The sequence below is a fragment of the Bryocella sp. genome (genome assembly GCF_058498515.1).
The window spans coordinates 71,548-84,109 of sequence record NZ_JBMHYI010000008.1 but is presented as its reverse complement, the minus strand read 5'-3'; the positions used below and the strand labels follow the sequence as shown (position 1 = coordinate 84,109).

Annotated in this window: 6 protein-coding genes; 1 reads left to right on the top strand and 5 read right to left on the bottom strand. The window is 60.9% G+C overall.

Going from position 1 to position 12,562, the window contains the following annotated elements; all coding sequences use genetic code 11:
• Positions 1-52: 52 nt before the first annotated feature.
• The 4 genes from AC5E6W_RS02370 to AC5E6W_RS02355 all read right to left on the bottom strand — a co-directional run bounded on the left by AC5E6W_RS02370 (position 53) and on the right by AC5E6W_RS02355 (position 10,396).
• Positions 53-1,423 carry an alkaline phosphatase family protein gene (locus AC5E6W_RS02370; protein ID WP_491750654.1) on the bottom strand — a complete coding sequence of 457 codons (1,371 nt, stop codon included), beginning with the start codon at positions 1,421-1,423 and terminating at the stop codon, positions 53-55.
• A 51-nt stretch (positions 1,424-1,474) separates the two neighbouring features.
• The gene (locus AC5E6W_RS02365; RefSeq protein ID WP_491750653.1) at positions 1,475-3,157 is read right to left on the bottom strand and encodes a hypothetical protein; all 1,683 of its coding nucleotides are present in this window, start codon (positions 3,155-3,157) and stop codon (positions 1,475-1,477) included.
• Between the two features lie 114 nt (positions 3,158-3,271).
• Positions 3,272-6,835: a carboxypeptidase-like regulatory domain-containing protein gene (locus tag AC5E6W_RS02360; RefSeq protein WP_491750652.1), complete on the bottom strand. Its 3,564-nt coding sequence runs from the start codon at positions 6,833-6,835 to the stop codon at positions 3,272-3,274.
• Between the two features lie 105 nt (positions 6,836-6,940).
• A complete protein-coding gene (locus tag AC5E6W_RS02355) occupies positions 6,941-10,396 on the bottom strand; it encodes a glycosyl hydrolase 2 galactose-binding domain-containing protein (protein ID WP_491750651.1) in 3,456 nt (1,151 codons plus the stop codon).
• A 436-nt stretch (positions 10,397-10,832) separates the two neighbouring features.
• On the opposite strand from AC5E6W_RS02355, the gene AC5E6W_RS02350 reads away from it, so the two are divergent.
• Positions 10,833-12,281, top strand: a complete 1,449-nt coding sequence (locus tag AC5E6W_RS02350) for a hypothetical protein (RefSeq protein WP_491750650.1) — start codon at positions 10,833-10,835, stop codon at positions 12,279-12,281.
• Positions 12,282-12,385: 104 nt separating this feature from the next.
• Here AC5E6W_RS02350 and AC5E6W_RS02345 read toward each other — a convergent pair whose 3' ends face one another.
• The gene (locus tag AC5E6W_RS02345; RefSeq protein ID WP_491750649.1) at positions 12,386-12,529 is read right to left on the bottom strand and encodes an alpha-galactosidase; all 144 of its coding nucleotides are present in this window, start codon (positions 12,527-12,529) and stop codon (positions 12,386-12,388) included.
• Positions 12,530-12,562: the final 33 nt, after the last annotated feature.

Here is a 12,562-nt window from a genome sequence, read left to right as displayed (position 1 = left end):
TAACCGATGCATGTTCTCCTCGTTCGATACGTCCCGTCCCAGCACCCAACTCCTACTGCAGCGCTTCGTTCAAGGGCGCTTCCTTCGCTGCGGGCAGAGAAACGCCAAGCAGCTTCGCGATCGTGGGAGCGATGCGGAGATTGGAGACTGTTCCCAGGTCCACGCCCGCGCGGATGTGATTGCCGGATGCAATGAACAAAGCCTGCATATCGGTGTCCGTGTTGCGGCGGCCATGACTTCCTCCGGCAGGAGACGCCTCCTGTTGAAAGGGACCATCGTTGCCGCTCCAGAAGGCATAGTCCGGGCTCGCGGTGAGATAGAGGTCCGGCGCCTGATCTGTGCTGCCGACCGCAGGAATGCCAAGCGTCTGCGCATCCTCGCTGGTAAAGACCCCTGCGACGCCTGGGAGCTTCTCGAAGTATGCCTTCAGCTCCGGAACCAGCGTGGCCTTCAGAGCCGGGTTGCGGATAAACAGTTCAGCCGCACCACCTTCGTCGATGAACCACGCGTCGCCCGTCCACTTACCATTTTCCTGCTTGATGATGCCGCGCTGCGCGAGCAACGTATTGGGACGGATGCCGTGCTTCACGTCGCCGAAGCCATGATCTGAGGCGATGACAAAGGTGATGCGATTCAGCAGGCCCGCGGAGCGTGCCGCGTCCACCAGACGCGCGATGCAGGAGTCCGCATAGGCATAAGCCGCATAGGCCGCGGCCGAGAGCGGACCATACTGGTGCTGCAGCGAGTCAGTTTGCAGAAGGTGGAACAGCAACAGGTTCGGCGTGTGCTTCGTGAGGATATCGATCGCAGCGTCCGTCCAGATCTGGTCATGCCACGCAGCCGTGCCTTTGAAGTTCTCCGCCTGCTCCTTCGTCAACTTCCCATTGGAGATCAGGTCCTGCACGATGGGACTCGCAACATCGGGCTTCTCGCCAAACTCCCAGCGCACGTTCTTCGCACCATAGATAGCGACCCAGTCCACTTGACCTGTAGTCATTCCCTTCTCCGCCGCGGCGTCATAGAGCGTGCGAGCATTCACCAGCACATCCTTCGCCACCCAGGGCGCCACCGTCGGCGGTCCTGAGGGCGTGTGCCACTCGATGTGGCCGTTGACCATCACGTGATGTTCGCTGGCAGGCACGCCGGTGATCATCGACGTGTGATTCGGCCAGGTGACGGTCGGATTGACGGGCACCATCGCTTCGGCGTGCGCGCCCTCGGCCTCCAACCGGCGCAGCGTCGGCATGGGCAACCGAGGGTCCTGCAGAGCTCGTGCCGGAAAGCCATCGATGGTGATGAGCACCACGATGGGCCCATCCTTCGCCGCAGCGCCATCGTTCTGTGCGCGCATGCTGATGCCGAAGACTGAGATAAGCGCTAGCAGACTGAAGCGGAGCGTGTGGCTGCCAGATCGATTCATCATGGCCTTTCCTATCCGAAGAACGTTGCACTGCGGGACTGTTTGCCGGCTCATCTACTTCCTCAGGATCCAGCCGAGAGACTTCTCGTTCTTGCCTTCACTGTTGCAGGTCCTACTGGCAGAGACCCAATACGTTCCATTGACGCTGCTGCAGCGATAAATTTCGACGGAGTTACCGCTCGCCGGCTTGCTGGGATAGCTATATCCGGCGACAGCCTCCTCGTTGTAATGCGCGTCGCAGGTCACACTCGTGACGAGGTGGTCGGGATGGCCTGCAGGCCAGGGCGTGCTGTTGCGGCACTCGATGATCTTCGTCAACGTCTGGCCCTGCGACTTCGGATTGTCGGCCGAAAGCTGTGGAAAATAGCCAACTGTATCCACGCTGATCTCAGCGAACGTGCCGGAAGGATAAGAGAAGGATGCATCGCTGCCGAAGGCCACCGGCTGTGTGCTGGAGTAATACTGCCCGAAGCCGGCATCATGCCGTGTGGTCAGCGCCACCAGCACCTGCGGATCTTGCGCCTTGTGCGAGACGCTGACGGTCACGCTGCGTTCCGCCAGGATGCGCTGCGACATGTTGTTGTGCGGCGGCACGAAGGCATACGCCAGAAGAAACTGGTCCTTCTTCGTCAGGTCCCAACTCCGCGTGCCGTCAACCGGACTGATGGCCGAGGGATAGATGTAGAGGTTATGCGGAGGATTGCCGCCATAGGGATATCTGCCGGCCGCGTTCGTCTCCTGCACGAAGAGCGGGACGGGGAGCGTGGTGAAACCGATACTGTTGCTGCGCAGATTGGAGAGCATCGTGAACGACATCTTGAGGCCGGCGAACTTAGGATCGGACGCGGCGAGCAGCATCACCATCCGCTTGTCTTCCCACACCGTGGCCGCACTCCCAAGCGCGATTGAGGTATTTCCTCCATCCGGCGCGGGCCCCGCAACGGTTCCGGAAAGATCGCTGTCGAGACCATTAATGCCGGGCTGCGATCCCCAGCCATCCTTGTATTTGATAAATTGTGTAAGATTCGTCAGCGATGCGCGCGCGAGCGTGGTCGTGTTACTTACTGGATTGCGGCAAAACATATACGCATAACTCGCATCGCGGATGGCCGTGCAGTCCCCCTCGCCGGATTCGCCGTTTCCGGAATCTCCATTCTTGGAGTCGAGAATCAGCGTCGGGTTCGACCAACTGCCCGCGAGCCCTGCCTTCTCTCCTACGGGAGAGATCCACAGCGCCATCGTCTTATGGTGCGTGCGATAGACACCGCAACCTGTCGTGCCGGGTTGCGGAGCCTCGCCATGGGAAAACGCATACAGCTTGCCGTTGTAGCTGAGAACAGAATTGATCCACTGCCCGCACGGCGCCCAACTGGTCGCGGCCGTGGAGTGCAGCACATCGATGTGGTAGTCGCCATCGGCCGGCGGCTGGCTATGCGGCGCGGCGGTCGTGGGTGGGGCACCGGCATCCCCCACAGCCTTGCCATCCATGGCCTGCGTGCAGTTGGGGCCGTCAACGGCTAGCCAGCAAGCGTTTGAGGTAAAGCTTCGAAAGCGCCCCGGTGCGATCTGAAAGGATGTGTAGTAATTATCTTCGCCATATCCTTCCGGCCCACGCACCGCATCGGCACGCTCCACCCAGAAGCGGATTCCGGAGAGGTCGAGCGTTCGCTGCGCATCAGTCGACGGTGCGAGCGCCAGCACACCAGCGACGGCTATTAACGCCACGGTATATCTCATCTTCCTGACCTCCTGAAACGTGTGGGCATCCACAGCCTTCGTTGCGGATACTGGCCGCAGCATTCGCAAGCTCGGAGGTCCGCATGGGACGGACCTCCGCGCGGTATGAACACGCTAGAAGTTGAAGGTGGCCATAATCTGTCCCTGTCGATTCGTGGCAGTGAACTTGGACGTGACCTCGCCGAAGTTGGAGGATCCAAGTGAGGTAGTTGGGAAAGGAGCCTGCACGCGGTTGAATGCGTTGAAGTAGTCCATACGTACCGCGAACGAAGTTCCTTCGGTGATATGGAACAGTTTCTTGACGCTGAGGTTCTCGACCGGATACCAGGGTCCGCGCACCTCGTTATAGACTCGGTTGGCATTGCCCAGCACATACTGGCTTCCCGTGTTGCTCCACGCGGAAGTGCTGAACAAAAGCGGTGCTGGGATCTTACCTTCGAAGTACAGCGGGATCTTGCTGTAGTTACCCGACCAGAGCGGAACCGCGGAATTGAAGTTAGGCCGATTGGTGCCGTTTAGGAAGCTCTCACCGCTTTGCGTGATCGCCAGCGGTTGAGAGTTGTTGTACGTCAGGATTCCCGACACCTGCCATCCGCCCAGCCACTTACCTTCCCAGCTGCGGTTCATCCAGCGCTGACCGAGACCGAATGGAAGCTGATAGAGAACGGCGGCCTTGGACTCGAAGGAGCCTGTCGAATCCAAGCCCCAGTCCGGCTTCTGATTGAACTTGTTGACCGTCGTGACCAGGTTGTCATAGAGCCTTGGTAACTCGATATTGGCCAGTAAATTGATATTGTTCGACAGGTGCTTATCTGCCTGGATCTGGATAGCGCTGAAGTATGTGGTTCCTGCCTGATCCCACGCGCGTGACACGGCGGAGTACTGCGGGTACGGCTTCAGGGATTGATACACCGTGGCGCTGCCGCCAAACTGTGTCGCAAAGGCCGGATAGGGAGACTTAAATCCGGCGTTGATCGCCGCGGCCGAGTTGATGTTATCCGACAACAGGCCGCCATATTGCAGCACAGAGGGATCGGGCTGCTCGATCGGGTTACGGTTATAGCCCGAGAGATGCGTAACGCGGTTGCCCGTATAGTCGACCGTCAGCATCGTGCGCCACGGCAGTTGCCGCTGAACGCTAGAGCTCCACATCTGCAACATTGGCGCTTCGCCGTTCTTGGAGTAGTCCAGATAGTAGATTGTCTGGGCCACGCCCAGTCCAGGGCTAAAGGGCGTTGGACTTACATTGGGGATCGGATTCGCTGCGCCCGTCGCAGGGTTCGACCATGGACCATAGGCCGAGGTATAGCCTCCGGTTGCGTTCACCGTGTAGCTTCCGCCCAGCAATCCAGCCATGTTGTTCGGACCGCCACTCAGGCCCTCCCCCTGGCCGTACGCGCCGCCATAACCCAGGAAGGTGATAGTGTAACCCCCCTGAACTACGGTGTTCTTATCGATGCTATAGGCGAAGCCCACGCGCGGGTCAAAGTCCAAACCGTGTACGCCAATCTGGTTATAGCCGGCACAGCCTGAGCAGTTGCCATACTGCGTCGCTGCGCCAAGCAGGTTACCGGCTGCGGGATTTGGTGTGTTAGGAGCAAGAAACACATTGTTATTCTGCGTCAATACATAGGGCAGCATCAGGTCGTAGCGTAGGCCAAGGTTCACTGTGAGCTTGGGGGTAACCTTGAAATCGTCCTGAATGTACCCGGAGATCGAGTTCGTATGCGCAGCTGTCACAGCGATTGAGGTTCGGCTGGCAGAGTCGGGCAATCCCAGGAGAAAGCTCGCAAACGAACTGCCATACTGTGAAAAATTGGTGTTCGCCGTATTCGGGATGGACGTTTCAGCCTGGCTGAAGCTGAAGTGACCGCCGCTGTAATTGTTCGAACTGTACTCCCAGTAGTGATGAAACTCGCCTCCAAAGTTGAATGTGTGCCGGCCCTTCGTCCACATCCAGTTATTGAAGACGTTCTCTCCAATATTATCTGCGTAGTAAAGCACGATACTGCTGTTGCTGTTGCCCCAGTTCGTCGGCGCATTCTGTCCGTTGAAGCTGATGTACGGCATGGTGGTGCCGTTCACGATACCTGCGAAGTTCACAGGACCGTCAGAATTCTGATTGTTCTGGAACTTGTTCTGCGCCGCGAACCCCGCAGTCATCACCAGGTTGGGAGTGATCACTTTGGAGTAATTCGCCAGCCAGATATTTGCGTTGTCGGTGAGAACTTCCTGACCCGTAAGCGGGTTACTCGCCGGCACGAATGGGGCATTTTCCTCCTGGGTAATAACGTAATGGTTGCGCCACCACGTAAAAGAGAGGCTCTGGCTCTGTGAGAGCTGATGGTTGGCCGTGACGCCCCAGGCCTGGTTCTGAACCGGCACCGATGCAATCGCCGGGTTGATGTTGTCCTGCATGCCGAAGTTGCTTCCCGTCGCATTCGGCGTGGGGAGGTACTGCAGCAGCGACTTCGACAGGGGATCGATGCGGTTTGGGCAGATCACGTTCAGCACGCCATTGCAAACGAACTGCTGACCGGTCTGCGGATCGTAGATCGGGATCAACACCCCGTTCGAGTTGACGAAGTTGCTGAAATCGCCCGTCCTCTCGGCCACCGTCGGAACCGTGCCGATGCTTACTCCTGAAGCCGTCGCTGCGGCCTGGTCCTTGTGGAAGAGGTCGAAGCTCGCCAGGAAGAACGTCTTGTCGTGGCCGTTGTAAAGCCTGGGAATGACCACCGGCCCTGCGAGGGTACCGCCCCAGTCCGTTTCCACGTCCACCGGAGCAATCGGCTTCCCTGCACTGTTGAAGCGTGACGGAAAGAAGCCGGCCGAATCGAAGACACTGTTGCGGTCGATGAAGAAGCCATCGCCGTGCAGCTTGTTGGTGCCCGAACGCATGTTGTAATCCACCGCGCCCTGCACCATGCCGTACCGCGCCGAGAACGCATTGCGAATCACGCGGAACTGATCCACCATCTCATACGGCGGATTCGAGTTAATGTTGGACGCCGTATCAATCTGCAGACCGTTGTAATAGTTGCCTGACGAATTGATCTGCCCGGATGCTCCACCTTCCACCGTCACGGTGCCGTAGGACCCCGAGCGCACACCCGGAGCCAACGTCGCGAAGCTGGTGATCTGGCGTACGTATCCATTGATCTCGAGCGGCAGATCGGCCACTTCCTCCGTCGGCAGCACCGAGTCGAGCTGAGAATCAGTGGTGTCCATATGCAGCAGATTCAGGGAAGACACCTCGACCGTCTGGCTGGTCGAGCCCACCGTCAGCTTGATGTCGTCGGTCACTTCCGCGCCGACTTCGACAACGACATGCGTCTGCTCGAATCGCTCAAAGCCCTCCGACACCACCGTGATGTCGTAGGTTCCTGCCGCCAGCGACGCCGTATACGTCCCCACGGAAGACGCGGCCGCCTCCGTCTTGATCCCGGTGGCTTCGTTGGTGAACGTCATGTGCGCGCCAGGAATGGCCGCGCCAGACGGATCGGTCACCCTGCCGGTGAGACCAGTGTTGGCCTGCGCATATAACGGCCAAACGCTCAGCGCGGGCGCGAGCAGCAACATAGCAGCGGCCGCACTCCACGCTGTGACCAGTGTTGCGTGTGGCATTGTGACTGAACCATTCAATGTCTTCAATTTCCTCGCGTCTGCGATTGCCATGGCATCGTCCTCCTCAAGTCTCTCTTCCCACCGACTCGCAACCAAGGCTGAAGCGATGGGATCATCGTGTTGTTACGTGCTTGTTTGCGCTCCATGTCGAGCTACTCAGGGCGCAGTAGGTTGATTTCCTCGATCGGGCGATGCCAGGGAACTGGCCGACTCTGTTCCTCCCTGTGCAATCACCTGCTCCGCTGCATTCCATCCACGCAGCGAAAAGTGAATGACGTCCTCTCCTACCGCCGCAACGGGAACCTGCACCGTGACGGTGCGCTCCTCGCCAGGCAGCAGGGAGATGTAGTTGTCGCTGTAATACGCCGGAAGCACACGGCTGCCGTCAGCGTGCAGCGCCGTCAATTTGAGAGCAATGGCCGCATCGTGCCCGGTGTTCCTCAGATGGACACTCCACGCGCGCTCCTTGCCTTCCGTGGCCATCACCTCTCCGCTGCCACGGACACTGACGCTCAACATTGCAGGCGTCAACTTCTCCAAGCCGCGATTACTCTCCGGATCCCTCGCGACCCAATAGAAGTTGTCAGCCAGCAGCGCACCTGCCTCGTCGTGTATCTCCAACCGCACGAACAGCAACGGATGAAGCTTGAAAAGATCCGCAACCGGAAGCGTGAATAGCGGCGTGGTCGCATTCGAAGCAGCATTCAGCGTGGCCTGCTGCGTTGACAGCGTCTCGTTCTGCGGTGACACGATCCGCGCCGTCACATGAAGTCCGCGATGCTCATGGAGCGTGGTGTTCACCACCTGCACGGTGTGGTCCGCCAGGTCCATCTGCACATGCAGCGGAGCGTTGGCCTTGCGGATGCCGTAGAACGATGCCTGGGTGTCATAGTCCGAGCTGTACATCTGCCACATCGTGCTCGGCCACGCCGGTTGCGTCATCCAGATCATGCGGCCACTGTTGGGCTTCCACAGATGCGCGTACATGCCTTCATAGATGGCCTGGTGATCGACGTAGTTGAACAGCTGGATGCGGCGCTCGAACTCAGCCAGCGAGTCGAACGGCCCAAGCTGAAGCTCCAGCTGCTTCATCAGCTCGTGGGTGTTGCCGCCGCCGGCCTGATGCCAGTCGTGGTACGCCCACGCATCGCTGACTGGCCAACGATCCGCCGGCGCCACCGTGTGCTCGAAGGCCTCATGCGTGGGAAACGATGCGATGCCAAGCTCCACGGAGAAGCCGCGATTGAGCTTGCTGAAGTAGAGTGACGGCTCGACCCAGTGATAAGGCCCGCTGGGCCGCAGGTTCACCTGATTGGAGCTGGGGGAATAGAAGCGCGTCCCATCCTCGTCATGCAGCATGGCGATGAGCTCATCGTTGAGAAACGGCGGTGGCACGCCTTCGTTGCGTCCACACCAGATCACGATCGAAGGATGATTGCGATAGCGGCGCACCGTATCGCGAGCGTTGTCGACGAACAGTTGTGGGTCGCCCGGCTCAGCGTCCGTGTTCTCGGTCGAGCCCCAAAAGTCGTTCCACACCATCAGGCCGTACTCATCCGCCAGCTGGTAGAACACCTCCTCCGTGTTCTGCCCCACCCAGTTGCGGATCATGTTCAGGTGCGCCTCGCGATGCAGCCGGAAGTACGGCTCCAGGTGCTCGCGGCTCACGCGCTTGCGGCTATCGTCCATGCCCCAGTTGCCACCGCGCACCGCGATGCGCACACCGTTGACCTTGATGACGAGATCCGTAAGTCCGGGCTCGTCAGTCACCGGCAACAGTGCAGGTGTGCCGTCAGCTTTGGGATCGATGGTGGACGCCCAACTGCTCGCGGTCTGCCGCATGTCCTCGTGGTGCACATCGACGGGGTCATAGCTCTTGCCAAGCGTCTGCGTTGGGCTAGCCTCCACGCGGCGAAGATGGCCGGTGCGATCAAACAACGTCAGCTCATACGTGACCTCGCGCACTCCAAACGTCATCTCCCGGCGATCCGAGACCGCGCCACCCACAAGTGCCACATTGAGCTTGAGGTGATAGAGGTATGGCTCGCCATATCCGTTCGGCCACCAAAGATGCGGGTGTAGGAGATGGAGCTGGGGGAAGGCCTTGGATGTGAGGTACAGCAACGTATCGCCGGGCGCAGCCGTCGCCGGCAAACGAACTTGAACGCCCTCGAACGCTGCCTCAACAACCACCTTGCGCGCGACGTGCGAATCATTGTGCACCGGCACGTCGATCTCAACATCTGCGGAAGACGTGTCAGGCAGAGGCAGCCGCGTGACTACCTTCGGATCGCCGAGCGTGACATCGCCTGTCTCGGTCAGCCGCACGCCCTGCCACAAGCCAGTGTCGCGATCGCGGATCGCAGGAATCCAGTCCCAGCCTTCCGTGTCGACGAAGGTCGGCCCGTCGATCATCATCAGGCCGCCGTCGTAGCCAGGGCCATCCTTGATGGATTGCTCCGCGGGGATGCCCGGATGCGGCGGCGGGGACATGCGCACCGCGAGCGCGTTCGCTCCCGGACGCAGCAACTTAGTCACATCGAAGTCCCCACGCCGGAACGCTCCGTGGATCTCGCCCACACGATGGCCGTTGAACCAGATGTCCGCGGCGTAGTTGATGCCGTCGAAATGCAGCGTGAAGCGATGTCCTGCCGGCCGTGCCGGCTCTGGAAACTCCACGCGGTACCAGTAGTCATGTTTGTTCAGTGATTCGGGGATAGCGAGGTTGTTCAGGCCAAAGTCCGGGTCCGGATAAATCCCCCGGTCGATCATCGTCGTCAGCACCGTGCCCGGCACCGTCGCTGCCATCCACGACGCATCCTGGAATCCCGGCAGCGAGATGCGCTCGCCATCCTCCGGCTGCACCTTGCCGTCCGCGTTGGAGTAGAGCCGCCAGTTCGCCGCGAGCTCCCACGATCCCGCGCCATCCGGATGCAACGTCGGCGACGCCGGCGGCAAGGGCTTCGCGTGTGCACGCTCCGGCGCAGCCCCCCGCGGCATGTCTGCCGGGTCCTGCGGTGCAAGGTAGCCGATCTGCTGCTTCGCTTGAACTGCCCAGGGCTTGGCGTTCTCTTCGCGAAGCTGAGCCTCAAAATTCGGCGGAGCCGCGAAGTCGCCCGCGATCTGATTCGCGGATTTCGCTCCCTCCGCCACGGTGAAACCACCAATGTCTCCACTGAAGCGCATCGCATTGTCCCCCGGATCAGGGCCAAGCCGGATCGCGGGAGCCAGATTGCCCTTGAGGAAATGCGCCGTCCCGGCCGCCGCGCCATCCACGTACAGCGTCATCGTCTCGCCGTCATCACTTACTGCGAGCAGGTGCCATGCGTTGGGCGAGAGCGTGGTAGCCGCCTGCACCGAGATACCCGCCTCGGTGCCGATCCCAGGATGTCCGTGGCGGAGTTCGAAATAGCAGGACAGCTCGGCCGGATCCCCGATGCCAGCGATCAGTGCGTCCACCTCCGGCGTCGCCGTCCGCACCCAAAGCTCTTCGGTGCGAGCTCCGGCAGCGGCAAGCTTGGCCGGCAGCGGCTTGACCAGCGCCGGTCCGCCAGCCACGAGGTGCGCCAGGTACGGTCCCACCTGCGAGGGCTCCTGGGCGTCCGTGCTCACAGCCCCGAAAACTCCAAGCCCGACCAGAACCACGAGCTCCAATCTGCCTCCGAAGCCGCGCTTCGGAACCGGCCTCGTGTGGCCGGCTGCCCGCTTCCCCTGTACATCTGTTCTTAACAAAGACACGAAACACTCCTGCAAACCGGCTACAGCGTAGGAGCTAAGTGGGGAGCTATCTAGGTTAGGCCGGTTCGAACGGGACGTTTGGACCGTTGGGACCCCGGCATTTCACGCCATCGGAGGCCTTCGGCTTCGAGGCAACGAGCAGGGTTCGACGCCCGCTCTAACGCCTTGCCCCTCAACTCCCCATGCCTTCCTGGAGTCAGGTTGACGGAGAAGGTTTCGAGTGGTCGAATGATCCGTCACGACGCTGAGGCCGCTAACGTGCTGTTGATGTCGTTAGCAGCCTCCCGTCGCTATACTCGGCTGCACCGGCATGGTCATTACGCCTCATCCACGCGAAGAAGCTGACGCGCCGACGACGGCTGCCGTCACGCCGAGCCGTGCGGAAATCCAGGAACACCTGGACGTCGTCCTGGCCAGCAACGAGTTTGCCGCCAGCCGGCGTGCTTCGGAGTTGCTGCAGCACCTTGTTGGGCGCTCCCTCGCGGGCGATTCCGGGAGCCTGAAGGAGCGTCTGCTCGGCGTGGAGATCTTCCATCGCCGCAGCGACTACAACACCAGCACCGATGCCATCGTGCGCGTGACCGCGAACGACGTGCGCCGTCGGCTTGCCCAGTTCTACGCGAAGAACCCGGTTCAACCCCTGCGGATCTCCCTCCCACTGGGCTCCTACGTCCCGGACTTCATCCCCGCCGAGGTGCGCGAACCGGAACCGGCGTTTGCAGGAATCTCTTCTGCTGCGGCGGAACATGCCCGCCTGGACGAGATGCCGCACAGCTCGCCCTCAGCTAGCGCGTCTGCAGTCGTGACGGAGCTCACGCCTATCGATGGAGAGTCGCATCCGGTCGCTGCCCCGGGCACGCGGCCCGGATGGCGGATGTACGCCATCTTCGCCCTCAGCCTCCTCCTGGCGATGGGTGCAGGATGGTGGACGCGTGGCCACGTTCGGACACACGGCTCGCAGGATGAGGCGTACTCGTTTTACGGCGACTTGCTGGGTCCCATCGGGCTACGCTCCAGCGAGAAGAGCGAGATCGCCATCACCAACCCGCATGTGCTTCTCTATCACGGCCTGAAGAGCCCCGGACCCGCGCTCGGCTCGAGTCCAAAGGACATCCCCGTCCCCCAGGACATGGCCGAGGTGCTCAACAAAACCGCCAACGACAACCAGGCGGCGTTTCCCTACCATCACTTCTTCGTCGATATGACCAACTACACCGGTCTCGGCGAAGCCAAAGCGGCCTTCGGCCTGGCCCGCACGCTGCAGGCTACCGGCCGCAGCGCGCAGCTCACCGAGGAGCGGTTTCTGAACTGGCAGACCGCCAGGCAGGAGCAGCTCATCATCCTCGGAGCCCCCCATGAGAGCGCCTTCGTCCAGGAGACGCTCTCGGCCGCCAACTTCACCATCGAGTACGACTGGATCCACAACGCCCACCCAGCTCCGGGTGAACAGGTGAACTACTACCGGACGCACAACGATGAGGCGCTCGAGGACTACGGGCTCATCTGGATGACCCAGTCGCCCTCAGGCACCCGCATCCTGGTGTTAGCCGGCCTCAGCAGCGCGGGAACCGCGGGCGTAGGCGAGTTCTTCAGCGACCCGAACCGCATGTGGCCGGTGTACCAGCAACTCCGCGCAGCTGCCGGCTCGGGCCCGTTCCCCGATTCGTGGCAGGTACTCTTGCGCATCGAAGCGCGTCAGGACGTCCCGGTAAGCGTGACGCCCATCGCCGTGAGAATCACCCGCGACGCGCAGCGCTAACCTTTCTTCTGCGGTGCGCTTCCAGCGTTAGCGTCCGCCCCGCTCCAGCACCAGCGCTGTGCTGTCATAGTCGCCACGCAGAGCGATGGCGATGCCCTCGCCCATCAGCACCGAGCCCGAAACAGTCCACGTCCGCCCCCGCCAGCGCAGGACTCGATCTCCAGCTCGGGATGCTTCGTCCGCAGCTGCTCCATGATGTCGTAGAGGTTCTGGATATAGCCGACATAGATCTCCTTTGCTCGACTCATCCACGCAAAAGAGAAAGGCGGCCCCGAAGGGCC

Bases quoted from the DNA above. Each gene is read 5' to 3' on its own strand.
- AC5E6W_RS02370 (WP_491750654.1), bottom strand. From the start codon at position 1,423: ATGATGAATCGATCTGGCAGCCACACGCTCCGCTTCAGTCTGCTAGCG.
- AC5E6W_RS02365 (WP_491750653.1), bottom strand. From the start codon at position 3,157: ATGAGATATACCGTGGCGTTAATAGCCGTCGCTGGTGTGCTGGCGCTC.
- AC5E6W_RS02360 (WP_491750652.1), bottom strand. From the start codon at position 6,835: ATGGCAATCGCAGACGCGAGGAAATTGAAGACATTGAATGGTTCAGTC.
- AC5E6W_RS02350 (WP_491750650.1), top strand. From the start codon at position 10,833: ATGGTCATTACGCCTCATCCACGCGAAGAAGCTGACGCGCCGACGACG.
- AC5E6W_RS02345 (WP_491750649.1), bottom strand. From the start codon at position 12,529: ATGAGTCGAGCAAAGGAGATCTATGTCGGCTATATCCAGAACCTCTAC.